The 26,954-nt window shown below is 72.7% G+C and carries 23 protein-coding genes and 1 pseudogene; 16 read left to right on the top strand and 8 right to left on the bottom strand.

Annotated elements, in window-relative coordinates; genetic code table 11:
• Positions 1-34: 34 nt before the first annotated feature.
• Entirely contained in the window at positions 35-1,027 is a 993-nt protein-coding gene (locus IGA62_RS16865; protein WP_145820040.1) for a hypothetical protein, read from the bottom strand.
• Between the two features lie 4 nt (positions 1,028-1,031).
• Positions 1,032-1,664 (bottom strand): MBL fold metallo-hydrolase, encoded by a 633-nt coding sequence (locus tag IGA62_RS16860; RefSeq protein ID WP_145820042.1) that lies wholly within the window; start codon positions 1,662-1,664, stop codon positions 1,032-1,034.
• Positions 1,665-1,806: 142 nt separating this feature from the next.
• Between IGA62_RS16860 and IGA62_RS16855 the strand changes: the two genes are divergently transcribed.
• Positions 1,807-2,946, top strand: a complete 1,140-nt coding sequence (locus tag IGA62_RS16855; protein WP_145820044.1) for a DUF4349 domain-containing protein — start codon at positions 1,807-1,809, stop codon at positions 2,944-2,946.
• Here IGA62_RS16855 and IGA62_RS16850 read toward each other — a convergent pair.
• Entirely contained in the window at positions 2,903-4,162 is a 1,260-nt protein-coding gene (locus IGA62_RS16850) for an amidohydrolase (RefSeq protein ID WP_145820046.1), read from the bottom strand. The two genes, IGA62_RS16855 and IGA62_RS16850, sit on opposite strands and share 44 nt — an antisense overlap.
• 512 nt (positions 4,163-4,674) lie before the next feature.
• Positions 4,675-6,258 carry an acyl-CoA mutase large subunit family protein gene (locus tag IGA62_RS16845; RefSeq protein ID WP_145820048.1) on the bottom strand — a complete coding sequence of 528 codons (1,584 nt, stop codon included), beginning with the start codon at positions 6,256-6,258 and terminating at the stop codon, positions 4,675-4,677.
• Positions 6,259-6,466: 208 nt separating this feature from the next.
• Between IGA62_RS16845 and IGA62_RS16840 the strand changes: the two genes are divergently transcribed.
• From IGA62_RS16840 to IGA62_RS16830, 3 genes are all read left to right on the top strand, one after another.
• Positions 6,467-8,668: a serine/threonine-protein kinase gene (locus tag IGA62_RS16840; RefSeq protein ID WP_145820051.1), complete on the top strand. Its 2,202-nt coding sequence runs from the start codon at positions 6,467-6,469 to the stop codon at positions 8,666-8,668.
• 47 nt (positions 8,669-8,715) lie between these two features.
• Positions 8,716-10,389, top strand: a complete 1,674-nt coding sequence (locus IGA62_RS16835) for a phospho-sugar mutase (RefSeq protein WP_145820053.1) — start codon at positions 8,716-8,718, stop codon at positions 10,387-10,389.
• 116 nt (positions 10,390-10,505) lie between these two features.
• Positions 10,506-10,868 carry a hypothetical protein gene (locus IGA62_RS16830; protein ID WP_145820055.1) on the top strand — a complete coding sequence of 121 codons (363 nt, stop codon included), beginning with the start codon at positions 10,506-10,508 and terminating at the stop codon, positions 10,866-10,868.
• A gap of 82 nt (positions 10,869-10,950) precedes the next feature.
• On the opposite strand, the gene IGA62_RS16825 is transcribed toward IGA62_RS16830, so the two are convergent.
• Positions 10,951-11,325: a hypothetical protein gene (locus IGA62_RS16825; protein WP_145820057.1), complete on the bottom strand. Its 375-nt coding sequence runs from the start codon at positions 11,323-11,325 to the stop codon at positions 10,951-10,953.
• 238 nt (positions 11,326-11,563) lie between these two features.
• Here IGA62_RS16825 and IGA62_RS16820 point away from each other — a divergent pair, with 238 nt between their 5' ends.
• Positions 11,564-11,752 carry a winged helix-turn-helix domain-containing protein gene (locus IGA62_RS16820; RefSeq protein ID WP_232624672.1) on the top strand — a complete coding sequence of 63 codons (189 nt, stop codon included), beginning with the start codon at positions 11,564-11,566 and terminating at the stop codon, positions 11,750-11,752.
• A 131-nt stretch (positions 11,753-11,883) separates the two neighbouring features.
• On the top strand, positions 11,884-12,381 hold the full coding sequence (locus IGA62_RS16815) for a hypothetical protein (protein ID WP_145820061.1): 498 nt from the start codon (positions 11,884-11,886) through the stop codon (positions 12,379-12,381).
• Positions 12,382-12,754: 373 nt separating this feature from the next.
• On the opposite strand, the gene IGA62_RS16810 is transcribed toward IGA62_RS16815, so the two are convergent.
• On the bottom strand, positions 12,755-13,435 hold the full coding sequence (locus IGA62_RS16810) for a GOLPH3/VPS74 family protein (RefSeq protein WP_145820063.1): 681 nt from the start codon (positions 13,433-13,435) through the stop codon (positions 12,755-12,757).
• Positions 13,436-13,616: 181 nt separating this feature from the next.
• Between IGA62_RS16810 and IGA62_RS30960 the strand changes: the two are divergent.
• Positions 13,617-14,884: pseudogene (locus IGA62_RS30960) on the top strand (RNA-guided endonuclease InsQ/TnpB family protein); the annotation flags it as partial.
• Here the strand turns inward: IGA62_RS30960 and upp are convergent.
• Positions 14,823-15,455 carry a uracil phosphoribosyltransferase gene (gene upp / locus IGA62_RS16800; RefSeq protein ID WP_145820065.1) on the bottom strand — a complete coding sequence of 211 codons (633 nt, stop codon included), beginning with the start codon at positions 15,453-15,455 and terminating at the stop codon, positions 14,823-14,825. The pseudogene IGA62_RS30960 and the gene upp sit on opposite strands and share 62 nt — an antisense overlap.
• A gap of 153 nt (positions 15,456-15,608) precedes the next feature.
• Between upp and deoC the strand changes: the two genes are divergently transcribed.
• From deoC to cydC, 9 genes are all read left to right on the top strand, one after another.
• Positions 15,609-16,568 (top strand): deoxyribose-phosphate aldolase, encoded by a 960-nt coding sequence (gene deoC, locus IGA62_RS16795; protein WP_145820067.1) that lies wholly within the window; start codon positions 15,609-15,611, stop codon positions 16,566-16,568.
• Between the two features lie 5 nt (positions 16,569-16,573).
• Complete coding sequence (locus tag IGA62_RS16790) at positions 16,574-18,004, top strand: aldehyde dehydrogenase family protein (RefSeq protein ID WP_145820069.1); 1,431 nt, start codon at positions 16,574-16,576, stop codon at positions 18,002-18,004.
• On the top strand, positions 17,997-18,863 hold the full coding sequence (locus IGA62_RS16785; protein ID WP_145820071.1) for an aldehyde dehydrogenase family protein: 867 nt from the start codon (positions 17,997-17,999) through the stop codon (positions 18,861-18,863). Before IGA62_RS16790 ends, IGA62_RS16785 begins: the two co-directional genes overlap by 8 nt.
• Before the next feature lie 204 nt (positions 18,864-19,067).
• Complete coding sequence (locus IGA62_RS16780) at positions 19,068-19,520, top strand: BlaI/MecI/CopY family transcriptional regulator (RefSeq protein ID WP_145820073.1); 453 nt, start codon at positions 19,068-19,070, stop codon at positions 19,518-19,520.
• A 10-nt stretch (positions 19,521-19,530) separates the two neighbouring features.
• Positions 19,531-20,436, top strand: coding sequence for a M56 family metallopeptidase (locus IGA62_RS16775; protein WP_145820075.1), 906 nt, complete (start codon positions 19,531-19,533; stop codon positions 20,434-20,436).
• A gap of 165 nt (positions 20,437-20,601) precedes the next feature.
• The gene (locus tag IGA62_RS16770; RefSeq protein ID WP_145820077.1) at positions 20,602-21,855 is read left to right on the top strand and encodes a cytochrome ubiquinol oxidase subunit I; all 1,254 of its coding nucleotides are present in this window, start codon (positions 20,602-20,604) and stop codon (positions 21,853-21,855) included.
• A gap of 10 nt (positions 21,856-21,865) precedes the next feature.
• Positions 21,866-22,873 carry a cytochrome d ubiquinol oxidase subunit II gene (locus tag IGA62_RS16765; protein WP_145820079.1) on the top strand — a complete coding sequence of 336 codons (1,008 nt, stop codon included), beginning with the start codon at positions 21,866-21,868 and terminating at the stop codon, positions 22,871-22,873.
• Positions 22,874-22,880: 7 nt separating this feature from the next.
• Positions 22,881-24,632, top strand: coding sequence for a thiol reductant ABC exporter subunit CydD (cydD, locus tag IGA62_RS16760; RefSeq protein ID WP_145820082.1), 1,752 nt, complete (start codon positions 22,881-22,883; stop codon positions 24,630-24,632).
• A complete protein-coding gene (gene cydC / locus IGA62_RS16755; RefSeq protein WP_145820084.1) occupies positions 24,629-26,434 on the top strand; it encodes a thiol reductant ABC exporter subunit CydC in 1,806 nt (601 codons plus the stop codon). The genes cydD and cydC overlap by 4 nt, the downstream gene beginning before the upstream one ends.
• A 131-nt stretch (positions 26,435-26,565) precedes the next feature.
• Here cydC and IGA62_RS16750 read toward each other — a convergent pair whose 3' ends face one another.
• On the bottom strand, positions 26,566-26,904 hold the full coding sequence (locus IGA62_RS16750) for a PadR family transcriptional regulator (RefSeq protein ID WP_145820086.1): 339 nt from the start codon (positions 26,902-26,904) through the stop codon (positions 26,566-26,568).
• Positions 26,905-26,954: the final 50 nt, after the last annotated feature.

The following is a 26,954-nucleotide window of genomic DNA, read 5'->3' as shown; positions in this document are numbered from 1 at the left end:
CCACGACGGGTCACCAACCGTACGTCCATCCGGTTTAGTGTGCCGTGTCGGCGCCCGTGCCCGCAGTCCCCTCTTCGGCGAGAAGTGCCTCCCACGCCCCCTCGATGTCACCGGCGTGCCGCCGGGCCGCGCTGGCGGCCCGTTCGGCGGCTCGCCGGGCCAGCTTGCGCCGGCTCACCTCCTGCTCGGCGCCGGCCCGTCGGCGTTCGACCTCGGCCAGCTCGACCTCGATCGCGGCGAGCGTGTCGGCGGCGTCGCGTTCGGCCACCGTCGCGCCGGTCAGTTCCGCCTCGGCCCGGTCCTGGTCGGTCCGCGCCTTGGCCAGCTCCCGTTCCAGCACCTGCCGCCGCTTCGCCCGTTCAGCCCGTTCTGCTCGTTCGGCCGCCCTGGCCCGTGCCGCCCGGTCGGCTTCCCCGGCCGGTGCCGCCCGGTCGGCCTCCCGGGTCCGGCCGGTCCGCTTCGCCGGTTCCCCCGGGGCCGGACGCCCGCCACCCGACGGTTCCGCAGCACCGCCGGTGACCAGCCGGAGCTGCGGCCGGGGCACCTCGCCGAACCCGGCGTAGCTGGCGGCCCGGAGCAGCCGGCCGGAGCGGACCTGGGCGGCCACCTGCGGGTCGGCGAGCGCGGCGTTGAGCGTCGCCTCGACCTCGGCCAGTGGCAAGCGGCTGACCGGAGGTGCGTCCTCGGTGTCGGCGGCCAGCGTCCGGGCCTCGGCCACCAGGGCGGCGACCACCGCGCGCCGCTGCGCGGAGAGTTCCCGCAGTTTCGGCCCCCGCAGGTCACGCTGCGCCGCCCGGAGCGCCTCGGCCAGCTCCGCCAGGCCGGCCACCAGCTCGGGACGGCGGAGGGCGAGCAGATTGACCAGCCACGCCGCCACGGTGGGGCGGCGCAGCTTCGCGATCTCCCGGGCGGTCGCCGGGTCGCCGGTCCGGCGCGCCTCGGCCACGGCCGCGTCCCGGGCGGCCACGAACCGGTCCGGCGGCGTGCCGTAGAGCTGCTCGATCAGGTCGTGGGAGGGGCCGGGCATCGGCTCAGACGTCGATCCGGGTGCCCGGCGTCAACCGCTGGTAGTCGACGGTGGAGAGCCGCCGGAAGTTGCCCTCCAACACGGCGAGCCCGTTGGCGTTGAGCAGCCCGTCGTGCAGGGCGTACGCCCGACGTGGCGCGACCGCCCGGAGGAAGTCCAGGGACTCGGAGAACTTCGCCCACGGTGCGTGGATCGGCAGGAAGAGGGTGTCGACCGGCACGTCGTCCGGGGCGACCAGGGCGTCACCGGGGTGGTAGACGGTCTCGTCGACCAGGTATCCGAGGTTGTCCACCACCGGGATGTCCGGGTGGATCACGGCGTGCCGCCCGCCGTAGGCGCGGACCGGGATGCCGGCGGCGGTGAACGACTGCCCCGGCTCGACCGGACTCAGCACATCGGGCAGGCCGTCCACGGTGGTGGCCAGCGACGCCGGCCCGTACAGGGTGAACGGGCGCCGGTCGAGCTGCCGGGTCAGCGCCGCCACGTCCACGTGGTCCGGGTGCTGATGGGTGATCAGCACCGCGTCCACCCCGTCGAGCGCCTCGGCGGTCTCGCTGAACGTTCCGGGGTCGATGACGAGCACTCCCCCGTCGTGCTCGACCCGGACGCAGGAGTGGCCGTACTTGGTCAGTCGCATTCGTGACTCCTCGACAACCAAATCGTGATCTCTTCAGCGCAGTTTGCCGGAACGGAGACGGCACCGCGCCTCGTCTGATCGATCGCCTCGGCGGATGCAGTCAGCAAATCAGACGGCCGGGGTCACAGGATCGGAGACAAAAATGGTGGATAACGGACGGCGGCGGTGGGGCGTACCGCTGGTGGCCCTGGGCCTGGTGGCAGTGGTCGCCGTGGGCGGGTGCTCCGCCGACAGGGACAGCAGCAGCAGCGCGCCGGCCGCGGACAGCGCGGCCGGGGGCGCACCCGCACCGGAGGCGGCGGAGCGGGGAGACACCGGCGCGAAGGACACGCCGGGCGGCGCTGGCGGCGTGGACCTGCGGGTGGACCAGCGCGCCATCATCTACACCGGGTCGGTGCGGGTGCAGGTCAAGGACGTGGACCAGGCCGCCCGGGACACGATCGCGCTGGTCACCGCGGCCGGCGGTTTCGTCGGTGGGGACGAACGGCGCGGGGTCGACGAGTTCGCCCGCGCCAACCTGGAGCTGCGGGTGCCGGCGGAGCGGTTCACCGGGGTGGTCGACGGGATCGCCAAGCTGGGCGAGCAGCAGTGGCGGGAGGTCCGGACCGAGGACGTCACCGAGGAGACGGTCGACCTGGACGCCCGGATCATCACCCAGCGGGCCCGGGTGGAGAGTGCCCGCCGGTTGCTGGCCCGGGCCTCCTCGATCAGCGATCTCGTGTCGCTGGAGAACGAACTGGGCCGCCGGGAGGCCGACCTCGCCTCGCTGGAGGCGAAGAAGCGCCGGCTGGCCGACCTCACCGCGCTCTCCACGATCAACGTCTCGCTCTCCACCGAGAAGGGCAGCCGCACCAGTGACGAGCAGGAGGAGACCGGTTTCCTGGCCGGGCTCGCCGCCGGCTGGCGGACCTTCCTGGACTCGGTGACCGTCCTGGTCACCGTGCTCGGGGCACTGCTGCCCTGGCTGGTCGTGCTCGCCGTACCGGTGGTGTTGGTCTGGCGGGTGGTGCGCCGGCGGCGCAAGCGACGGGCCGCCCAGGTCGTCCCCGGCGCTCCGGCCTACCCGATGATGCCCGCTCCGGTGCACGCCGGGGTCGGTGCCGCCCCACGGCCGGCGACGCCCGCCCAGCGGTCGGCCGGGGGCGGCACGCCGCCGGGCGGGAGCGGTGGCCTGTCGCAGCCGGCGACGCCCGCACCGCCGTCGGCCGGGAGCGGTACGCCGCCGTCGGCGGGTGGGGTCAGCGAGCCTCCGCCAGCGCCCGGAGCGCGGTCTGCACCATGAGCCGGACGCCGACCGCGATGGCGCGCTCGTCCACGTCGAACGAGGGGCGGTGCAGGTCGAGGCTGGGCCCGGACCGGCCGACCCCGAGCCGGGCCAGCGCGCCGGGGACGTACTCCAGATACCAGGAGAAGTCCTCGCCGCCCATGCTCTGCGGGGTCTCGGCGACCCCGTCGGGACCGAGCGCGGAGATCGTGGCGGCGGTGAGCACCTGGATCGCCTTCGCGTCGTTGCTGACCGGCGGGCGGCCCCGCAGGTACTCCAGGTCGACCGTGGCGCCGGTGGGGGCGAGGACGTCCCGGACCACCTGGGCGACGATCTTCGGCGCCTCCTCCCAGGCCTCCCGGGTCATCGCGCGCAGGGTGCCGGAGGCGACCGCCTCGGACGGGATGACGTTGTAGCGGGTGCCGGCCGTGGCCTGACCGAACACCAGCAGCAGGCCACTGTTGGCCGGCACCCGACGGCTGACCAGCGCCGGAACCTCGGTGACCAGTCGACCGAGGGCGTCGACCATGTCGACGGTGAGGTGCGGCCGGGCGGTGTGACCGCCCGGCCCACTCAGCCGGACGGTGACGTTGTCGGCGGCGGCGGTGATCGGGCCGACCCGCAGGCCGATCCTGCCGACCGGCAGGTTGGGGTCGCAGTGCAGGGCGAAGATCTGGGTGACGTCCTCCAGGCCGCCGGCCTCGATGACCTCCAGCGAGCCGCAGGGCAGGATCTCCTCGGCCGGCTGGAAGATCAGCCGGACCCGGCCGGGCAGTTCGCCGAGGTCGGCGAGCTGGGCGAGGAGCATGCCGACCCCGAGCAGGACGGTGGTGTGCACGTCGTGGCCGCAGGCGTGGCAGACGCCGTCGACCGTGGAGCGGTACGGCACGTCCTTCACGTCGGTCAGCGGCAGCGCGTCGATGTCGGCGCGCAACGCGACCACCGGTCCGTCCGGGCGACCGTTGATGTCGCAGATCACCCCGTTGCCCTTGGGCAGCATGCGGGGTTGCAGCCCGGCCAGGGAGAGCTCCCGGGCGATCAGCGCGGCCGTCTCGAACTCCTCGCCGGAGAGTTCCGGGTGCGAGTGGAGGTGCCGACGGGTGGCGATGAGGCCGGGTGTCCGGAGCGCGAGCAGATGGTCGAGCTCGAACGGCAGGGGCTGGGATCCCGGCGGCGCCTCGTGCCAGGACGACGCCAGATGGCTGCCGTTGGGCAGCGTCAACGCACTCGTCACGTCGATTTCTCGATCACTGTGGATGGGATGGGACTCGGACAGCCTAGACCTTCGACGGTGACGCTGCGCAATTTCGTTACGGTGACCGTCGGAGCGCGGAGCGTCACGAAAGTCCTGGTGGGAGCGCTCGCACACCTGCGGGACAGCAGGTGGATCGCCGTCAAGAGCCTCCATGCGCCCCACACCTCCTACACCGCGTAACCGCTGTCGACCGGCGACAACGGCGTCGACCGCCTACCCCTTAGTTCCGAATTGTCGCATTGGTCGGCCTGGTGGTGGACGCCTCCGACAACGACCCGACAGCGAAGCGTCCCGACATCCGGGAAGCGCCGGGCGCAAGGAAGATCCCGAAGGTCCCACGACAGGACGGGCGCCCACCGCACATCCTGTCCGTTCCCGTCACCCGAGGGGATTACCCGTCCGGTCCGGGACACTCACCCACCCCGGCCCGGTTTCGTCGCGCGGCGGCCCCCGCCGTCAGGACCGGGCGGGGAACGGTCGCGGCGGAGGCGTCAGAAGCGGTCGCTGGGCCGGTACGTCCCCCAGACCTCGCGCAGCGTCCCACAGACCTCGCCGACCGTGGCCCGGGCCCGCAGTGCCTCGCGCATCGGGAGGAGCACGTTCTCCGTGCCCGAGGCGGCGGCCCGCAGCTCGGCCAGGGCCCGCTCGACGGCGGCCGTGTCCCGCGAGCGCCGCAGCGTCGCCAGCCGCTCGGCCTGGGCCGCCTCGATCGTCGGGTCCACCCGCAGCGGCTCGTACGGCTCCTCCTCGTCGACCGCGAACCGGTTGAGACCCACCACCACCCGTTCGCCGGAGTCGATCTCCTGCGCCATCCGGTACGCGGACTGCTCGATCTCGCGCTTCTGGAAACCGACCTCGATCGCGTCCACCACCGAGCCGTGGTCGGCGACCCGGGTCATCAGCTCGTCGACCGCCGCCTCGATCTCGGCGGTCATCGCCTCCACCACGTACGACCCGGCGAACGGGTCGACGGTGGCCGTCAGGTCGGTCTCGTACGCCAGCACCTGCTGGGTACGCAACGCGAGCCGGGCCGCCTTCTCGGTGGGCAGCGCGATGGCCTCGTCGAAGCTGTTGGTGTGCAGCGACTGGGTCCCGCCGAGCACCGCGCCGAGCCCCTGGACCGCCACCCGGACCAGGTTCACCTCGGGCTGCTGGGCGGTGAGCTGCACGCCCGCGGTCTGGGTGTGGAAGCGCAGCATCAGCGACTTCGGGTTCTTCGCGCCGAACTCGTCACGCATCAGCCGGGACCAGATCCGCCGGGCGGCGCGGAACTTCGCGACCTCCTCCAGCAGGGTCGTCCGGGCCACGAAGAAGAACGACAGTCGGGGGGCGAAGTCGTCCACGGCCAGCCCGGCGGCGATCGCGGCACGGACGTACTCCACCCCGTTGGCCAGGGTGAAGGCGATCTCCTGCACGGGCGTCGCGCCGGCCTCGGCCATGTGGTAGCCGGAGATGGAGATGGTGTTCCACTTCGGCACCTCCGTACGGCAGTACGCGAAGGTGTCGGCGACCAGCCGCAGCGACGGCTTCGGCGGGAAGATGTACGTGCCCCGGGCGATGTACTCCTTGAGGATGTCGTTCTGGATCGTGCCGTTGAGGTCCGCGCCGGCGACCCCGTTCTCCTCGGCGACGAGTTGGTAGAGCAGGAGCAGCACCGAGCCCGGCGCGTTGATCGTCATCGAGGTGGAGACCTTGTCCAGCGGGATGCCGTCGAACAGCGTCCGCATGTCCTCGATCGAGTCGATCGCCACCCCGACCTTGCCGACCTCGCCGTGCGCGATCGGGTCGTCGGAGTCGTACCCCATCTGGGTGGGCAGGTCGAAGGCGACGGAGAGGCCCATCGTGCCGGCCCGCAGGAGCTGGTGGTAGCGGGCGTTGGACTCGGCGGCGGTGCCGAAGCCGGCGTACTGCCGCATGGTCCACGGTCGCGAGGTGTACATCGTCGGGTACACGCCCCGGGTGTACGGGAACTCGCCCGGTCCGCCGAGACGGGCGTCCAGGTCTCCGGGGAGGTCGTCCGCCGTGTAGACGTCCTTGATCGGGAAGCCGGACTCGCTTGACCGCCGTTCGCTCATCCTGAGGATGGTAGGACGACCGGCTCGACGGAGGGATGAGGGATTGGGCACATCTTGCTCGACGAGGCTCGACGGGCGACGCTGGGACCAGCACGTATGGTCGTCGGTGAAAGAACGCCCGCCGCGTCGGCTTTCGCATCGGGTGTCGGAACCCGCAAGATAGGGGGGTTGTGTCCCAGCCCCCTCGATTTACTCCGGTGGCTTTTCTGTGACTCAGATCCCGACGTGGAGCGGCGGACCGGCCAGTCCCCCCAACGGGCATGCAGCCCCCGGCACCACCATCGGTGGTCGCTACGAGCTGCGCTCCCCGGTGGGCAACGGCGGCATGGGGACGGTCTGGCGGGCCACTGACACACTTCTCCGACGTGACGTGGCGGTCAAGGAGGTCGTCCTCCCGCCGGGCCTGGCGCCCAGCGACCGCGACGCGATGTACGAACGCACCCTCCGCGAGGCACGCGCCGCCGCGGCCATCCAGCACCCGGCCGTGGTGCAGGTCTACGACGTGGTCACCGAGGGTGGCCGGCCGTGGATCGTGATGGAGCTGCTCGACGCCCGCAGCCTGGCCGACATGGTCATCGAGGACGGACCGGTCGCCCCACGCGCCGTCGCCAAGATCGGCATCGCGCTGCTCGGCGCGCTGGAGGTGGCGCACGCGATGAGCGTGCTGCACCGGGACGTGAAACCGGCCAACGTGCTGATCTGCACCGACGGCCGCTGCGTGCTCACCGACTTCGGCGTCGCCCGGATGCCCACCGACGTCCAGCTCACCACCCCGGGCATGGTGCTCGGCTCGCCGCACTTCATCTCCCCCGAGCGCGCCATGGGGCAGGACTTCGGTCCACCGAGCGACCTGTTCTCGCTGGGCGTGACCCTCTACACCGCGGTCGAGGGGCGTCCCCCGTTCGACAAGGGCGACCCGATCGAGACGATGCACTCGGTGGTCGAGGACGAGCCGGCCCCGCCGACCCGCAGCGGACCGCTGACCCGGGTGCTGATGGGGCTGCTGGAGAAGGACCCGGCCCGCCGCTTCGACGTGCACACCTCCCGGGCCATGCTGCGTGAGCTGCTCGCCGGCCCGCTGGCGAGCAACGCGGCGGCGGTCAACTCGGTCACCGACCCGTACGCGGTGGTGCCGGTGCAGCGGCCCGCCACGCCGCACCCGGTCCCGGTCGAGGCCGAGGAGCCGAAGCCGACCGGTCAGATCGGCGGCCGGGCCATGCTCGCGCCCGGGGAGTCCCTGACCGACCGGCTCGCCGCACTACGGCGGGGCGAGACGCCGAAGGCGATCACCCCGGCACCGGCCGCCGCGCTGGAGGACACCAGCGCGGACGCGCTCGCCGGACCGCTGCACACCCCGACCGGCGCGATGCCCGCACCCAGTGCCCGCGCCGAGCGGTCGGGCACCACCTACGGCGGCCGCGCCGACACCGGCCCGAAGACCACCGGCGCCCCGCCGCCGGCCGTCAAGGAGGACACCGCGCCCACGGTCAACCTCGGGCGCGCGCCCGGAGCCAAGGGCGGCTTCGGGGCGGACCCGACGGTCGCCCTCGGCCGGCGGACGGAGACGCCCCGCCCGGTGACCTACGGCCGGTCGGCGGACGCCACGCAGCAGGTCCCGGCGGGCGGCTCGCCGGAGTCCACCCAGCGCCTCGGCTCCCCGTACGGGTCCACCTACGGCGTGCCGGCCGGCAACCAGTGGTCGGTGCCGGGCACCGGGCAGCCGTGGGCCGTACCGGCCGCCACCGGGCCGGGCAGCGCCCCCGCCGGGGACGGCGGTCGGGGTGGCGTGGGAGGGGTGCTGGAGCAGGTCCGTCGCTGGCCGCGCAAGATCCAGCTCGCCGCCGCCGGTGGGCTGGCCGTGGTGCTGCTGATCGCCCTGGTCGCCGTGTTCAGTGGCGGCGACCCGGAGCCGCCGGCCAACCCGCAGACCCAGCCGAGCGCCTCCGAGCCGGCCACACCCGCCGTGGAGATGCAGGAGCACTCCGCGCGCGGCATCTCGATGCTGGTGCCCAAGGGCTGGAAGAAGGCCAGCGGCGGCAGCTACACCGACTACACCGACCCGGAGGACAGCGGCCGACGGGTCCGCATCATCACCGAGGACTTCTCCGCCACCTCCACCTCGATGCGGTGGGCGGAGATCGCCGCGGACGGGCTACGGACCCGCAACTCCTGCGCCAAGCCGTACAACCAGCTCGCCATGGACGAGCAGGAGCTGGGCGGCAAGCCCGCCGCCCAGCTCGAGTACACCTGCGGCTCGGGCGAGACCATGCGGCACGGGGTGTGGCGCGGTGTCGCCCACGACGGCAAGGCCTACTCGTTCTACCTGACCGCCAACGACTCCCGCTTCGCGGAGAGCAGGCCGATCTTCGACCAGATGGTGAAGTCGTTCCAACTGACCGACGCCGGCTGAGTCGAGCCGACCGGACGTGGTGATCCGCCGCCGTGCTATCAAGAGGCATGGCGGCGGATCTCACTGACACCCTCGACGACCTTCGCGAGCGCGCCCGGCGCTGGCTCGACGACGACCCCGACCCGGCCGGCCGGGAGGAACTCCAGGCCGTACTCGACCGGCTCCCGGAGAGCGCCCCCGAGCTGGCCGACCGGTTCGCCGGGCCGTTGACCTTCGGCACCGCCGGGCTGCGCGGTCCGCTGCGCGCCGGCCCGAACGGGATGAACCTCGCGGTGGTCACCCAGGCCGCGGCCGGGCTGGTCACCTGGCTCGCCGCCGAGGGCGCCACCGGCCCCCTGGTGATCGGGTACGACGCGCGACGCGGCTCGAAGGAGTTCGCCGAGCGCACCGCGGAGGTCGCCACCGGAGCGGGTCGGCCCGCGATGCTCCTGCCCCGCCCGCTGCCCACCCCCGTGCTCGCGTACGCGGTGCGTCACCTCGACGCGGCGGCCGGGGTGATGGTCACCGCCAGCCACAACCCGCCCGAGGACAACGGCTACAAGGTCTACCTCGGCGCGCAGCTCGGCGGGGCCACCGGTGCGGGCGCGCAGATCGTGCCACCGGCCGACCGGGGCATCGAGGCGGCGATCCGGGCGGTCGGCCCGCTGGCCGAGGTGCCGCTCGGTCCACCCGGGCAGGTGCTCGGCGACGACCTGGCCGTCGCGTACGTCAGGCAGGCGGTGGAGGTGATCGGCCCGGACGGGCCCCGGAGCCTGAAGGTCGCGTACACGCCCCTGCACGGGGTGGGTGCGGCGGTGCTCACCGCCGCCTTCAGCCGGGCCGGTTTCGGGGTGCCCGGGGTGGTGCCCGAGCAGGCCGAGCCGGACGGCACCTTCCCGACCGTCTCCTTCCCCAACCCCGAGGAGCCGGGCGCGGTGGACCGGCTGGTCGCGCTCGCCGTGTCGACCCGGGCGGACCTCGCCATCGCCAACGACCCGGACGCCGACCGGTGCGCCGTGGTGGTTCCGGACGCTGCGGCCGGCGGATGGCGGATGCTGCGCGGTGACGAGGTCGGGGTGCTTCTCGCCGACCATCTGATGCGCCGGGGCGTCCGGGGCCTGTACGCCACCACGATCGTCTCGTCCGCGCTGCTGGGGGCCATGTGTGCCGCCCGCGACCTGCCGTACGACGAGACGCTGACCGGGTTCAAGTGGATCGTCCGGGCCGGCGACGGCAGCGCGCCGCTGGTCTTCGGGTACGAGGAGGCGCTCGGCTACTGCGTCGCGCCGGAGCACGTCCGGGACAAGGACGGCATCACCGCCGCGCTCACCGTCGCCGAACTGGCCGCCGGCCTGAAGGCGGAGGGTCGTACGCTCACCGACCGGCTGGACGAGCTGGCCGCCGAGTTCGGCGTGCACCACACCGACCAGTACGCCGTCCGGGTGACCGACCTGCGGCTGATCGCCGACGCGATGGCCCGGATCCGGGCCGCCACCCCGACGACGTTGCTCGGCCGGCCGGTCACCTCGGCACAGGACCTGCTGCCCGACGCGGACGTGGTGATCCTGCGGACCGACACCGCCCGGGTGGTGATCCGCCCCTCCGGCACCGAGCCGAAGCTGAAGGCGTACCTGGAGGTGGTGGCGCCGGTCGCGGACGGCGACGTCGCCGCGGCCCGGGAGCGGGCCAGGACCGCCGTCGCCACGCTGCGCACCGAGGTCGCCGCCGCCCTGGCCCTCTGACGACGGGAGAGGCGGGCGCTCCACGGCTGACCTCGAAAGCGTCGATAGTTCGCGGTCGACCAGATGAGGGGTTGCTCTGCCCGGCGCCCGCCGGGTGCTCACATAGGATGTGCGCCGTGGGATACCTGGTAGTGCCCTCGGGCCGCCTCCACCTTCCGCAGTCGGACGAAGCCGCCGCCGCTGCCGCCGCCATGACCGCCATGACCGGACGAAGCGGCTGGTTCGACCCGGGCGACCCGACCGCGAGCCAGACCCTCACCGAGCTGGGCAGATGGGTGGCGGCGTCGATCGAACGCGACGGTGACTGGATCGAGTTCGGCCCCGAGGACCTGGGCGATGCCAAGTGGTCGGAACAGGCCGAGGCCTTCTACCGCGCGCTCGCGCCGTTCGTCCGCTCGGGGACCGTCCACATCGAGGGTGAGGACGGCGGCCAGTGGTCCTACACCTACGCCGACGGTCAGGTCACCGAAGCGGAGTGACACCTACCCGAGCAGTCGTCGGCGACCCATGCCGTACTCCCCGCCGCAGGTGGGGATGGCGGGCAGTCTGGGGCGAGCCGGGTCAGCGGGTCAGGCCGAGGACGGTGGCCAGTCGCGCAACGTCGGCGGCCGCCGGCCCGCGCCGGATGATCTCGGTGAGCAGGGTACGGCTGGCAGGGCGGTCGCGGACCTCGGCGGGCGCGGTACGGTCGGCGTCGAGCAGCACCTGACCGGCCCGTGCGCCGTTGCCAGCGTCGAGGTAGGCGCGGGCGGCGTCGACGAGGTGCGCGGCGCGATGTTCGGCGGGCAGCCGCCGCCAGCCGTCACCGCGTACGGCATGCTCGTGCCGCAGGACGGCCTCGGCGGTGTCGCCGAGCCGGTGCGCGGCGAGTGACCGGGCCAGTTGCACGGCGACCGGCCCGAAGCCGTGGGAGGCTTCCCGCAGGCACTTCGTCACCCGGCAGCCGCCCCCACTGCTGCTCGACGAGCGTGAGCAGCGGAGAGCTGGTCGGCCGCCGCCGTTCACGCGCGAAGCGTGGCGGCGGATTGATGAGGAACGACGCCATGATCAATAGTTTACTAGAGAACATATGAAGTATGTGTTACCTGCAAAGACGGGCATACCCGGCAAAGCTGTAGGTCGCCCGTGGTGAACTTTCGCCATGCGCCCCTACGTGCCCATGTACCGCAGGATCTTGAACGATCTGAGGGTCAAGATCGAGCGTGGGCTGCTCAAGCCGGGGGACAAGCTGCCGACCACCAAGGAACTTGCGGACGAGTACCAGACCTCGGTAGGCACCGCGCGGAAAGCAGTGGAGATTCTGCTTGAGGCCGGGGTGGTTGAAGGCCGACAGGGGCTCGGTGTCTTCGTACCCGACGAATAGGGCCCTGCCCTGAGAGCCCAGGCTGCTGACTGACGGCCGCAGGGCCACGACGCGCGGGTCACCGGGTGGCAACAACACATCGCGAGCGGCGAACCGGCTCAAGCCCTTGATGGCCTTCCTAGGCTGTAGACATGGGCATCAGCGACCGTCCACCCACCGGTTCGAGAGGTGGTGGGCACCCCCTCAGAGTCGATTTCGCCGAGTGGACGCAAACGGCTGTCTTCTGGGTTGGAGCGTCCGCCACCGCTGGTGTGATCGGCAACGCGGCTTACGACGCGATCAAGGCGGCAGTCGCCCGGCTCAAGTCGGTCCACCCCGCCGGCCCTCGCGATCGTGACCCGGACGCAGTACTCCTCGCCCGATCGACAGTCAATCTTCGATGCGTACAGCTTGGAACAGGTGAACTGGCAGCTGAGACGGTCCAGGAGGTGTTGTGCCGGTGGACTCCCGACGGCTGGACCGTTCAGTTTCTCGGCGAAAGCCTGAATGCCATCGTTGACCTCTCTGCCGGCCCTGGGGGTGAGGGCTTCAGGGCGGAGGTTCGCATGATCGAACACCCGGACACCCACCGCTACAGGGAAATGGACGCGGAGTTGGGGCGGTTCTTCGTGGACAACGGATGGGGTTAGGTTCCGCAAGGCGGTCCGGTTCACGCGAGAGGAGTACGCCTCGTCACCAGTGAACGACTCGGGCCGCTTACGCGGCGGCCCCACACCGTCCGGGCGGGCACCCGAACCTGCTCCAACAGCAGAATCAACTGGCGCGGGCCGGCTGCCTGACCAGGGGTGATCCGGGTGGCCAGGGAACGGCCACGCAACGAGCGAGACTCATGATCCGCAAGACAGACCTTAGGCCTTGAGGCACCGAACGGCCCGCCAGGATCGATCCCGGCGGGCCGTTGGTACGCGCCTGGAGCCCAGCCCGGGGCGGCCCGGATCAGGCGATCGGCTGACGGTACTGACGCTTACGGCTCGGCCGTGAAAACCAGCTCGTCAACGTCGGTCAGGCGCGCTTGCCGAGCGCCTGGTCGACGGCCCGCCCGAGGGCGGCGATGACCAGCGCCACCGAGGGGCGGACGACGGAGTCGTCCATGCCGACGGTGCCGGAGAACCCGGCCCCACCGGCGATCTCCTCCAGCCGGCGGTGGGCGTCGGCGGCGGCGTCCCCGGTCAGCCCGAGGACAGACTCCATCCGCACCGCGCAGACGAGGGTGGCCAGGGCGGCGGTCCGCTCGTCCGGCACCGGACCGCCGGTGAGCGCCTCGGCGAGGCGGCGGCGGGTGTCCTGCTCGACCGACGGGTCGACCATCGGGTAGCGGTGGACGTGGATGAAACCCAGCTCGGTCTCGTCGACGTCCCGCACGACCCCACGCCCGCAGAGATCCCCGAGGATCCGGTCGCGCAGACCGTGGCGGAGCCGCTGCACCCAGGAGGAGGGGCTGCGGGGACTGTCGTCGGCGACGATCCGGGCCAGCACGTCGTCGATGATCGGCTCACCGGTCGGTGACGGGTCGGCCACCACCAGCGAACCGTCGGAGTAGGCGATCCGGCCGGCGAGGGCGAGTTCCACCAGGACCGCGGCGGCCATGCCGAGGTCCAGGCTGATCCGCGGCATCGTCGCCTTGCCGGTTTCGTCGTCGTAGGCGAGGAGCAGCAGCTCTTCGGCAAGCGCAACACCAGTCATCAACAACTTCCCTTCCGGGGATACTCCGGCTTCCGGCCGGGGAGGAAACGGAACCACTGCGAAGCAGGACAGGGACAGCCAACCACCGCTTGGGCTGGGCGGCGTTTGCCCGCGTGTTACCGCGAGCCGTACTCAAGAGCTCACTAGCATGTGGATGGTGACCAAGGCGGTGAGGCGAGCGTACAAGTTCCGCTTCTACCCCACCCTCGAGCAGGCCGACCTGCTGAACCGGACGTTCGGATGTGTCCGGAAGGTCTACAACCTAGCCTTGGCCGCGCGTACCGAGGCGTGGCGGCAGCGGCAGGAACGCATCAATTACAACACCACCTCGGCGATGCTGACCGTCTGGAAGAAGACCGCTGAGCTGGCGTTCCTCAACGAGGTGTCCAGCGTGCCGTTGCAGCAGACGCTGCGGCACCTGCAGGCCGGGTTCGTCGCGTTCTGGGACAGGCGGGCCCGGTATCCGCGCTTCAAGAGCCGGAAGCAGTCGCGGGCGTCGGCGGAGTTCACCTCCCGCGCTTTCCGCTACCAGAACGGCACGCTCACCCTGGCGAAGATGGCCGAGCCGTTGGACATCGTCTGGTCCAGGCCGCTGCCCGACGGTGCGGTTCCGTCGACGGTGACCGTGTCCCGCGACTCTGCCCGGCGATGGTTCGTGTCCCTGCTCTGCGAGGACTCGATCACCCCCGCCACGAACGCGTCGACCGCGCCCGCCTCGTCAAGGCTCATCGGAAACTGGCCCGCAAAGAGAAGGGCTCGGCGAACCGGGCCAGGGCCCGACTCACGGTCGCCCGGATCCACGCCCGGATCGCCGACCGGCGACGCGACCACCTGCACAAGCTGACCACTCGACTCGTGCGTGAAAACCAAACGCTCGTGATCGAGGACCTGACCGTCCGTAACATGGTCAGAAACCATCGCCTGGCTCGCGCCATCTCCGACGCGGCCTGGCGACAGTTCCGTGATTTCCTCACCTACAAGTGCGACTGGTACGGCCGGGACCTGGTCGTGATCGACCGCTGGTACCCGTCCTCCAAGACCTGCTCGGTGTGCGGGACGGTCGCGGAGAGCATGCCGTTGGGCGTGCGGACGTGGACGTGCCGGTGCGGCACGACCCACGACCGCGACGTCAACGCGGCACGGAACATCCTGGCCGCCGGGCTGGCGGTGACGGCCTGTGGAGCTGGTGTCAGACCTCAACGGGACACCTCCCGGACGGGGCAACCGGCGACGAAGCAGGAAACCCCTGGGGCGACCCCGGGAATCCCCCGCCTTCAAGCGAGGGAGGATGTCAAGGCCGGAGACGGTAGCGGGTTGACGCCGCCTCCCGCACCCGTCTCCCCCGGGCCGTCGCCCGGACCCCCGTTCCGGGCGACGGAACCGCTGGTCAGAAGCGGGGCATGCCGCCGAACTGCCGGTCGCCGGCGTCCCCCAGTCCGGGCACGATGAACATCTTGTCGTTGAGCCCGTCGTCGATCGAGGCGGTGACCAGACGCAGCGGCAGGCCGGACCGCTCCAGCCGCTCGATGCCGGTCGGCGCGGCCAGCACGCAGAGCACGGTGATGTCGGTGCAGCCCCGGTCGGCGAGCAGCCGGCAGCAGTGCTCCAGCGAGCCACCGGTGGCGAGCATCGGGTCGAGCACCAGCACCGGCAGACCGGCCAGGTCCCGGGGGAGCGACTCCATGTAGGCGCGGGGCTCGTACGTCTCCTCGTCCCGGGCCAGCCCGACGAAGCCCATCGAGGACTCCGGCAGCAGGCCGAGCGCGGCGTCGGCCATCCCCAGACCGGCCCGGAGTACCGGCACCAGCAGCGGCGGGTTGGCCAGCCGGGTGCCCTCGGTGTCGGTGACCGGCGTACTCACCGGGTACTTCTCCACCGGGAAGGAGCGCGCGGCCTCGTACACCAGCATGGTGGTGAGTTCGTGCAGCGCCGCCCGGAACATGGAGGAGTCGGTGCGGGCGTCGCGCATCGCGGTGAGCCGCGACTGGGCGAGCGGATGGTCGATCACGTGTACGTCCACGGTCGTCCAACCTACCGAACGCCTCGCCGACGGGCAGCGGCCCGGCGGAGCGACCAGCGCTTTCACCGCCGCGTCCCGCCCGCTCCGACGGTCCGGCCGACGATGGGTACGTGATCAGGATCACCGATGTCCCGGGTGCGTAGACTTCGCGGCATGACGGCGACAGCGACGTCGGCCCGGTCGGACCTTTCCGAGCTGGGACGATCCGAGACCGCTCTGCGGACCTTCCTGCACGGCCTACCGGGCGTGGACCAGGTCGGCGCGGAGCAGCGGGCGGCCCAGCTCGGCACCCGCTCCATCAAGACCACGGCCAAGGCCACGGCGATCGACCTGGCGATCCGGATGGTCGACCTGACCACGCTGGAGGGGGCGGACACCCCCGGCAAGGTCCGGGCGCTGGCCGCCAAGGCGCTGCGTCCCGACCCGGCCGACCCGTCCTGCCCGCACGTCGGCGCGGTCTGCGTCTACCCGGCGATGGTCCCGTACGTGGCCGAGGTGCTGCGCGGCTCCGGGGTGCACCTGGCCAGCGTGGCGACCGCCTTCCCGTCCGGGCAGGCCCCGCTGGAGGTCAAGCTCGCCGACACCCGGGCCGCCGTCGCGGCCGGCGCGGACGAGATCGACATGGTGATCAGCCGGGGCGCGTTCCTGTCCGGTCGGTACACGGAGGTCTACGACGAGATCGTGGCCACCAAGGAGGCGTGCGGCGACGCCCACCTCAAGGTCATCCTGGAGACCGGTGAACTGGTCACCTACGACAACGTGCGCCGGGCCTCCTGGCTGGCGATGCTGGCCGGTGCCGACTTCATCAAGACCTCGACCGGCAAGGTTCCGTCGGCGGCCACCCTGCCGGTGACGCTGGTGATGCTGGAGGCAGTCCGCGACTTCCGGGCCGCGACCGGCCGGCAGGTGGGCGTGAAGCCGGCCGGCGGGATCAAGACGACCAAGGACGCCATCAAGTACCTGGTGACGGTCAACGAGACGGTCGGCCCGGACTGGCTCGACCCGGACTGGTTCCGCTTCGGCGCGTCCAGCCTCCTCAACGACCTGCTCATGCAGCGCACCAAGCTGACGACCGGCGTCTACTCCGGTCCCGACTACTTCACCCTGGACTGAGAGCGATGTTCGAATACGCACCCGCCCCCGAGTCCCGCTCGGTGGTGGACATCAAGGCCTCGTACGGGCTCTTCGTCGACGGTGAGTTCGTCGACCCGGCCGACGGCGGCAGCTTCAAGTCGATCAACCCGGCCTCCGAGGAGGTGCTGGCCGAGGTCGCCGAGGGCGGCGCGGCGGACGTGGACCGGGCGGTCCGCGCCGCGCGGAAGGCGTACGAGAAGGTCTGGGGTCCGATGTCCGGCCGGGACCGGGCCAAGTACCTGTTCCGGATCGCCCGGATCATCCAGGAACGCTCCCGCGAGCTGGCGGTGCTGGAGTCGCTGGACAACGGTAAGCCGATCAGGGAGTCCCGGGACGTCGACCTGCCGCTGGTCGCCGCGCACTTCTTCTACTACGCCGGTTGGGCCGACAAGCTGGAGTACGCCGGCTTCGGCTCCCGTCCGTTGCCGCTCGGGGTGGCCGCCCAGGTCATCCCGTGGAACTTCCCGCTGCTCATGCTGGCCTGGAAGATCGCCCCGGCGCTGGCGGCCGGCAACACGGTGGTGCTGAAGCCGGCCGAGACCACCCCGCTCACCGCGCTGGTCTTCGCCGAGATCTGCCAGCAGGCCGACCTGCCGCCGGGTGTGGTCAACATCGTCACCGGGGCTGGCGAGACCGGCCGCGCGCTGGTCGAGCACCCGGGGACCGACAAGGTCGCCTTCACCGGCTCCACCGAGGTCGGCCGGGCCATCGCCCGCGCGGTCGCCGGCACCCGCAAGAAGCTCACCCTGGAGCTGGGCGGCAAGGCGGCGAACATCGTCTTCGACGACGCGCCGGTCGACCAGGCGGTCGAGGGGATCGTCAACGGCATCTTCTTCAACCAGGGGCACGTCTGCTGCGCCGGTTCCCGGCTGCTGCTCCAGGAGTCGGTCGCCGAGCCGGTGCTGGAGTCCCTGAAGCGACGGATGGCGCAGCTGCGGGTCGGTGACCCGTTGGACAAGAACACCGACATCGGCGCGATCAACTCGGCCGCCCAGCTCGCCCGGATCACGGAGCTGTCCGATGCGGGCGCGGCGGAGGGCGCGCAGCGCTGGTCGCCGTCGTGCGAGCTGCCCGAGCGGGGCTTCTGGTTCGCCCCGACGATCTTCACCGGGGTCACCCAGGCACACCGGATCGCCCGGGAGGAGATCTTCGGCCCGGTGCTGTCCGTGCTGACCTTCCGCACCCCGGCCGAGGCCGTCGAGAAGGCCAACAACACGCCGTACGGGCTGTCCGCCGGCATCTGGACCGAGAAGGGCTCCCGGATCCTCTGGATGGCCGACCGGCTGCGCGCCGGTGTGGTCTGGGCCAACACGTTCAACAAGTTCGACCCGACCTCGCCGTTCGGCGGCTACAAGGAGTCGGGCTACGGTCGCGAGGGCGGCCGGCACGGGCTGGAGGCGTACCTCAATGTCTGACAGGTCGGGTGCGAAGGCCAAGGCGAAGCCGCCAGCGCCGCAGCGGGTCGCGGTACGCAAGACGTACAAGCTCTTCATCGGCGGGAAGTTCCCCCGCAGCGAGTCGGGACGGTCGTATCCGGTGCAGAACGCGAATGTCGCCCTCTCCTCCCGTAAGGACGTCCGGGACGCGGTGGTCGCCGCCCGCGCCGCCGTGAAGGGCTGGTCCGGCGCGACCGCGTACAACCGGGGGCAGATCCTCTACCGGGTCGCCGAGATGCTGGAGGGGCGGCGCGAGCAGTTCGTCGCGCTCGGTGTGCCGGGCGACGAGGTGGACGCGGCCACCGACCGCTGGGTCTGGTACGCCGGCTGGTCCGACAAGCTACCCCAGGTGTACGGCGGCGCGAACCCGGTGGCCGGGCCGTACTTCAACCTCTCCGCGCCGGAGCCGACCGGCGTGGTGGGCGTGGTGGCCCCGGAGCGGCCGGCGCTGCTCGGCCTGGTCAGCGTGATCGCCCCGGCGATCGTCAGCGGCAACACGGTGGTGGTGCTCGCCTCGCCGACCGAGCCGCTGGCCGCGATCACCCTGGCCGAGGTGCTCGCCACCTCGGATCTCCCGGGCGGCGTGGTCAACCTGCTCACCGGCCGGATCACCGAGACGGCCCCGACGCTCGCCGGTCACATGGACGTCAACGCCCTCGACCTGACCGGTGTCACCGACGCCGGACTCGCCGCCGACCTGGAGGTCGCGGCCGCGCAGAACCTCAAGCGCGTCCTCCGCCCGGCCCCGGCCGACCACGACTGGTCCGCCGACCCCGGTCTCACCCGCATGACCACTCTCCTGGAGACCAAGACCGTCTGGCACCCCAAGGGGGTGTGACCGCGGTTCTGCCGTGAGGCTTCCGGAGCCCGCCCACTGTGGGGGTTTCCGGGGGGAGCCCGCCCACTCCGGGCGGTCAGGCTTGATCCCTGCGTGGGCGGGCTCCCCCCGGAAACCTGTTCGGGTCGGGGTCTGCGTGGTGGCGTCTTATCAAGGGTGCTGCCCTGGGAAGGGTCTTCTACTACGGGGGGTAGGATTGGGCGCGTGACACGGCTGGGGGACCTTGAACGAGCGGTGATGGACGTGCTGTGGGACGGCGCGTCCGGCGACACCGAGGGCGGGGTGACCGTCCGCGAGGTGGCCGACGCGCTGGCCGCCCGCGAACTGGCGTACACCACGGTGATGACCGTGCTCGACCGGCTCGCGGGCAAGGGCATGGTGGAACGCGAGCGGGAGGGACGGGCCTGGCGCTACCGGGCGGCCGCCACCCGCGAGGCGCACATCGCCCAGCTCATGCTCGACGCGCTCGACCTCGGCGGCAGCCGGGACGCGGCACTGGTGCGCTTCGCCCGGTCGGTCACCGGCACCGAGGCCGACGTGCTCCGGGCCGCGCTGAACGCGCAGGCGGGTCGGGCGACCGGGCCGGGGCGCCAGCCGGCCGACCCGGTCGACGCGACACGGGAGCCGACGCCGGTCGACAAGAGCCCGGACCGGTAGGGCGCCGGCCGTGGCGTACGCCCTGCACTTCGCCGTGACGGTGCTGGCCTGCTGGCTGACCGCCCAGGTGCTCGCCGCCGCCAGCTGGCCGGGGCGCAGTCCCCGGGTGGCCATCCTCTGCTGGCAGGGGGTCGGGCTGGCGCTCGGCCTCTCCGCCATGGGGGTGCCGATCGCCCTCGGGCTGACGCCGTACGACCTGCCGACCGGCAGTGCGCTGCTCGCCCTCGCCGACGACCTGGTCCACGACACCCTGCCGCCCGACCTCGGGGTGTTCCACCTGGCGGGGGTCGGCATCGGGTTCGGCATCGGCACGATGCTGCTGGCCTCCACGGTGCGCAGCGTCGTCGGGACGGTACGCGCCCAGCGTCGGCACCGGGACCTGCTCACCCTGGTCGCCCGGGACGACCCGGCGGCCCCCGGCGCGCTGGTGCTCGACCACCCGTGCGCGGCGGCGTACTGCCTGCCCGGGATGCGGCCCCGGGTGGTCGTCAGCGCCGGCACGCTCGACCTGCTGGACCGCGCCGAACTGGCCGCCGTGCTCGCCCACGAACGGGCGCACGCCCAGGAGCGGCACGATCTGGTGCTGCTGCCGTTCAGCGCGCTGTGCCGGGCGCTGCCGTGGTTCGACTGGGTCCGCGCCGCGCACGAGCGGGTGGCGCTGCTGGTCGAGATGCGCGCCGACGACAAGGCCCGGCAGGCGCACGCCGAGGTCCCGCTGGCCGGTGCGCTCCGCCGGTTCGCCGCCGCCGGCAACCGGGTCACCCCCGCCGGCGCGCTCGGGCTCGGTGACCGCGACCTCGATCTGCGGGTACGACGACTGCTGGTCGCGCAACGGCCACCCCGGCTCCTCGGGGCCACCGTGCTCGCCCTGACCACCACGCTGGCCGCGCTGCCGGTCACCCTGTTCCTGAGCTGAACCCCGGCCGGCGTGGCCGCCGGTGGACCCGGTCCGACCCGGTGACGGACGTCGAGCCGCCCGGCGACACGCCGAAAACTACAAGTCGTAGTAAAAGATGTGCATAAGTAGGCGATCTACCTGTAGGCTCCCGGCAAAAAGCGACACTCCCCCTTGGAGCCGGCCATGGACCCGCTGCTGTTAGCGCGACTCCAGTTCGCCACCACGACGTCGATCCACTTCCTCTTCGTCCTCGTGACACTGGGCCTGATCACGTTACTCGTCTATCTCCAGACGGCGTGGGTGATCACGAAGAAACCGGTCTACGAGCGGATGACCCGCTTCTGGGGCACGCTCTATGTGATCAACTACGTGCTCGGCATCGCCGCCGGCGTGGTCCTGGAGTTCCAGTTCGGGCTGAACTGGAGCGGCCTGTCGAAGTACGTCGGCAACGTCTTCGGCGCGCCGCTGGCGATCGAGACGTTGACCGCGTTCTTCCTGGAGTCCACCTTCCTCGGCATGTGGATCTTCGGCTGGCACCGGCTGCGCCGGGGCGTCCACCTGACGCTGCTCTGGGGCGTGGCGCTGACCGCGTACGTCTCGGCTTTCTGGATCATGGCCGGCAACGCCTGGATGCAGAACCCGGTCGGGTACGAGATGCGCGACGGCATCGCCCACCTCACCGACTTCTCCGCCCTGGTGACCAACCCGGCCTTCACGATGGCCTTCGTGCACGCCACGCTCGCCGCCCTGGTCACCGGCGGCATCCTGATGGCCTCGATCAGCTCCTGGCACCTGATCCGGCGCACGGCCGACTTCGAGCTGTTCCGCAAGTCGCTGCGGATCGGCCTGGTCACCGCCGCGGTCACCGTCGGCCCGCTGCTGCACTTCGGCTTCATCCAGCTCGCCGACATGGCCCCGCTCCAGCCGACCAAGTACGGCACCCCGGAGGAGAAGGCGGCCAAGATCGCCGAGCTGACCGCCACCTTCGGCCCCGGCGACTACGAACCGCCGACGGCCTTCCTGAACAGCCTCAGCTTCATGTTCATCATCGGCTTCCTGCTGGCGCTGATCTGCCTCCAGTTCGTGCTGCTGCCCAAGGACCGGCTGATCCGGCTCCGCTTCCCGCTCTGGATCCTGCTGTTCGCCCTTCCGCTGCCGTTCGTCGCGGCCATCCTCGGCTGGCTCGCCCGCGAGATCGGCCGCCAGCCCTGGGCGGTGTACGGGGTGCTCCGGGTGGAGGACGCGGTCTCACCGGTCAGCGGCGGGGTGATGCTCACCTCGTTCCTCGGCTTCACCCTGCTGCTCGGCACCCTCGCGGTCATCAACTGGACCCTGATCGCCAAGCACGCCGCCCGGGGTGCCCACGACGATCTCGCCCTCGGCCGCCCGCCCGAGCAGCAGCCCGCCGACGACCGTCCCGACCCCGCCTTCGTCTGAGGAGCCGACCGTGGAACTCGCCTGGTACGCCCTCCTGGGCGCCTTCTTCGCCGCCTACCTGGTGCTCGGCGGCTACGACTACGGGACCGGCCTGATGCTCGCCCGGACCGGTGACCCGACCGCCCGGCGCGGCCTGCTCAACGCGGTCGGCCCGTTCTTCCTCGGCAACGAGGTCTGGCTGATCGCCGCCGTCGGTATCCTCTTCGGCGCGTTCCCGATCCTGGAGGGGGAACTCCTCGCCGGCCTCTACCCGGCCTTCGCCGGGGCGCTCACCGGCGTGATCCTGGTCACAGCCGCCGTGCAGTTGCGCAGCCGGCCGGCGGGCGACCGGGCCCGTGCCGCCTGGGACCGGGTCATCGTCGTCGGCTCCGCGCTCGCCGCGCTGGGCTGGGGCGCGGTGCTCGCCGGCATGCTCCAGGGCGTACCGCTCAACGCCGAGGGCAGGGTGGTCGGCATCGGGCACCTCTTCACCCCGTTCGCGCTGGTCGCCGCAGTGACCATGGTGGCGCTGGTGGCCGTGCACGGCGCGGCCTTCCTGGCCCTGCGACTCCCGGCCGACGAGGCCGGGCCGATCACCGCGCTGGGCCGCCGGCTGGCACCGGTCGCGCTGGCCGCGAGCGTCGTCACCACCGTCGTGGGTCTGCTCTCCGACCGGGTACGCGACGCGGCACAGCAGCCGGCCGCCGCGATCGCCATGCCCGTACTGCTGGTGGTGGCCCTGCTGGTGGCCCTGGTCGGGTTCGGCCGCCGGAGCCCCGGCCTGGCCTTCACCGCCACCAGCGCGGCGCTGGCCCTGCCGGTGCTGCTGGTCGGGGCGACCCTCTGGCCCAACGCGCTGTACTCCACGATCGACCCGGCGGCCAGCCTGACCGTCGCCGACGCGGCGGCCAGCGGGCCGACCCTGCGTCTGCTGGGCTGGCTGACGGTGCCGCTTCTGCCGGCCCTACTAGGCTTCCAGGTGATGTTGTGGTGGGTCTTCCGCGGACGGACCGGCGGCAGGGCACCGGTGTACTGGTGATGCATCGGTGAACCGTCGTCCCTTCGACCCGCGTCTGCTGCGCCGGGTCCCCGCGGTCCGGCGTCATCTCGCCGTGCTCGGCGGGCTCGGCGTACTGACCGCGCTCCTGGTCGTCGCCCAGGCCACCGCGCTGGCCGTCCTCCTCGCCACCGCCTTCGACGGGCGGCTGCACCGGGGGGCGCTCGCCGGCCTCGTCGCGGCGGTCGCCGCCCGCGCGGCGGTGGTCTGGGCCCAGGGGACGGTGGCGGCGCGGGCCGCGGCGACGGTCAAGGCCGCCCTCCGCGCCGACCTGCTCGGCGCGGTGGGGCGGCACGGACCGGGCTGGGTGGCCGGGCAACGGGCCGGGCAGCTCGCCACCCTGGCCGGGCGCGGCCTGGACGCCCTGGACGCCTACTTCACCGGCTACCTCCCCCAGCTCGTGCTGAGCGTCACCGTGCCGGTCGCGGTCCTGGCCCGACTGGTCCTCGCCGACTGGAGTTCGGCGCTGATCATCCTGGCGACGCTGCCGCTGATCCCGATCTTCGGGGCGCTGCTCGGCTGGCAGGCGCAGGCCGCCACGGAACGGCAGTGGCGTCGCCTCTCCCGCCTCGGCGGGCACTTCCTCGACATGGTGGCCGGGCTGGCCACCCTGCGTGCGTTCGGCCGGGCCCGGGCCCAGGTGGACGTGGTGCGGCGGATGGCCGACGGGCACCGGGTCGCCACCATGCGCACCCTGCGCATCGCCTTCCTCTCCGGGCTGGTGCTGGAACTGGTCGCCACCCTCTCGGTGGCGCTGGTCGCCGTCCCGGTCGGCGTACGGCTGCTCGGCGGCGGGCTCACCCTCACCACCGCGCTGCTGGTGCTCCTGCTCACCCCGGAGGCGTACCTCCCCCTCCGGGCGGCCGGTGCCCGGTTCCACGCCAGCATGGAGGGACTGAGCGCCCTCAACGACGCCTTCGCCGTGCTGGAGGGGGCGGACGCCACGCCTGAGGCACCGACAGGTGAGGCACCGGCCGCTGAGGTGCCGGCTGCTGAGGTGCCTGCAGGGGCCCCCTGTTCGACAAAAAGCGGTAGCAGGGGACCCCTGCTTCCACCCCACCCCGGCGAGATCCGGTTCGAGGCGGTCACCGTGGCCTACGAGCGGACCACGGCGCTGCGGGACGTCACGCTGACCATCCGCCCCGGCGAACGGATCGCCGTCGTCGGGCCGAGCGGGGCCGGCAAGAGCACCCTGATCGGCCTCCTGCTGGGCTTCGTCACCCCGACCAGTGGCCGGGTCACCGTGGACGGCGTCGACCTGGCCACCGTCGACCTGGACGACTGGCGTCGCCGGCTGGCCTGGGTGCCCCAACGGGCCCACCTGTTCGCCGCCACGCTGGCCGACAACATCCGCCTCGGCGCGCCGGAGACCCGCCCGGAGGCGCTCGCCGCCGCGGTCCGGGCCGCCGCGCTGGACGAGGTGGTCGCCGCCCTGCCCGACGGGCTGGAGACCCGGCTCGGCGAACGCGGCCACGGCCTCTCCAGCGGCCAGCGGCAGCGGGTGGCGCTGGCCCGGGCGTTCCTCCGGGACGCCCCCGTCGTGCTCCTCGACGAGCCCACCGCCCGGCTCGACACCGCCTCGGAGGCCGTGGTGCTGGACGCGACCCGTCGGCTCGTCGCGGGACGTACCGCTCTGCTGGTGGCACACCGTCCGGCGTTGCTCGCCGACGCCGACCGGATCCTGCGGGTGGTCGACGGGCGGGTCACCGAGCTCACCCGGACGGGGGAGGTGGTCGCATGAGCCAGCCGGACGCCGGGTCACCGGACGGAACCGCCATGCCCCTGGCGGGGATGTCGGGGCGACTGGGGGCCGAACGGGCCGTCCTGCGGCTGGCCCGGCCGTACCTGCGCCGGTTGCTCGGCGCGGGGCTGCTCGCCACCGCCACCGAACTGGCCGCCCTGGCCCTCATGGCCACCGCCACCTGGCTGCTGATGAGCGCCGCCGGCCGGCCGCCTCTGGACCGGCTGACCGTGGCGATCGTCGCGGTCCGGGCGCTCGCGATCGGCCGGGGCGTGCTGCGCTACACCGAACGGCTCGCCGGGCACGACGCGGTGCTCCGCATCGTCACCGACGTGCGCGCCCGGGTCTTCGCCACCCTGGCGGCCCGCCGGCCGGCCGCCGAGCAGCGCTCCGGGGACACCCTGAGCCGGCTGGTCTCCGACGTGGACACCGTCCAGGACCTGCTGCTGCGGGTGCTCGTACCGGGAGCGGCGGCGGCCCTGGTGAGCGTGCTCGCGGTCGTCGGGGCGGCGCTGGTGTCCCCGGCTGCGGCCGGCTGGCTCGCGGTGGGTCTGCTGTTGGCCGGCGGCGCGCTGCCGCTGCTGGCCGCCGTGCTGACCCGGCGCGGTGCCGCCGAGGTGGCACCGCTGCGCGGCGCGCTCGCCTCGGACGCGGTGGACCTGACCCACGGTGCCGCCGACCTGGCCGCCTTCGGCGCGACCGGTGCGGCCCTGCGCGCGGCGACCGAGCGGGCCGACCGGCTCGCCCGGTTGGAGCGTCGCCTCGCCACCACCGGCTTCGCGGTGGACGCCCTCGGCGTGCTGGTCGCCGGGGCGACCTGCGCGGCGGTGGTGGTCGCCGCCCTCCGGGCCGACGTCTCCGGGGTGCTGGTCGGCGTCCTCGCGGTGGGCACCCTCGCCGCTGCGGAGGTGACGTCGGCGCTGGTCGGGGCCGCCCGGCAGTGGACCGGGCTGCGGGCCGGGCTGAGCCGGGTCGCCGCGTTGCTCACCGGCCCGACCGGCGCCCCGTCGACCGGGGACCGGCCGGTGCCCGGCGCAGCCGGACGCCACGTACGCCTCGACGGGGTGAGCGTCCGTTACCGCGAGGGTGCCCCACCCGCGCTGGACGGGGTGGACCTCGATCTTCCCGCCGGCCGCCGGGTCGCCGTCGTCGGGCCGAGCGGGGCCGGCAAGAGCACGCTGGCGGCCGTGCTCACCGGCGCGGTGCCACCGGACCGGGGCCGGGTGACCCTGGACGGGGTCGAGCTGTCGGCGTACCGGGCGGAGGAGCTGCCCCAGGCGATCGGCGGCCTGCTGGCCGAGGCGCACGTCTTCCACGCCACCGTCCGGGAGAACCTCCTCCTCGGCCGCAGTGGGGCCGACGACGCGGCGCTCGACTCGGCCGCCCGGGCGGCCGGGCTGCTCGACTGGGTACGCGATCAACCGGAGCAGTGGGACACCGTGGTCGGCGAGGACGGCGGGCAGCTCTCCGGCGGCCAGCGGCAGCGGCTGGCGCTGGCCCGGGCGCTGGTGGCCGCGCCGGGTCTGCTGGTGCTGGACGAACCGACCGAGGGACTCGACCCGGTCGCCGCCGACGCGGTGCTCGCCTCGACGCTGGCCGCGGTGCCCGCCGACCACTCGGTGCTGCTGATCAGCCACCGGCTCAGCGGCCTGGCCGGCTTCGACGAGGTCGTGGTGCTGGACGCCGGCCGGGTGGTCCAGCGGGGGCGCCACGACCAGCTGGTGGCGACGCCCGGCTGGTACCGCGACCAGTGGCTGATCCAGGCTGCGGCCGAGCAGGGCTACCTGGCCCTGGCCCCCTGACCGGGGGCGGACCGGCGGCGCGTCCGGGGGCAGACCGAGGGCGGACCGGCAGCGCGTCCGGGCTGGGGCAGGCGGTCGCCGGGCCGGGCGGAGTCGGGCGGTCGCCGGGGGCGCGTCCGGGCCGGTCGGGGTCAGGCGGTCGCCGGCGGCGCGTCCGGATTGAGGAACCGCCCGACGGTGGAGCTGAACTCACGCCAGCCGGCCCGCTCGCCAGCCAGCGCCCGCCGCCCCGCGTCGGTGAGCTGGTACGTACGCCGTTCCCGCCCGTTGACGGTGTGCCAGGAGCTGGCCACGTAGCCGGCGCGTTCCAGCCGGCGCAGCGCCGGGTAGGTCGTGCCGGTGGGCAGATCCAGGCTGCCGCCGCTGCGGACCCGGAGCGCCTCGATGATCGCGTATCCGTGCAGCGCACCATCCTCGAGCACCGCCAGGAGCAGGGCGTCGAGGTGTCCGTGCAGCGTCTGGCCCTTCACAACACACCACGCTACTGACTGTCCGGGACGTAGCCAACGGGGTGCGGGCA

It is taken from the genome of Micromonospora sagamiensis (assembly GCF_014680085.1).
GTDB lineage: Bacteria > Actinomycetota > Actinomycetes > Mycobacteriales > Micromonosporaceae > Micromonospora > Micromonospora inyonensis.
This window is presented reverse-complemented; position numbering and strand designations above follow the sequence as displayed.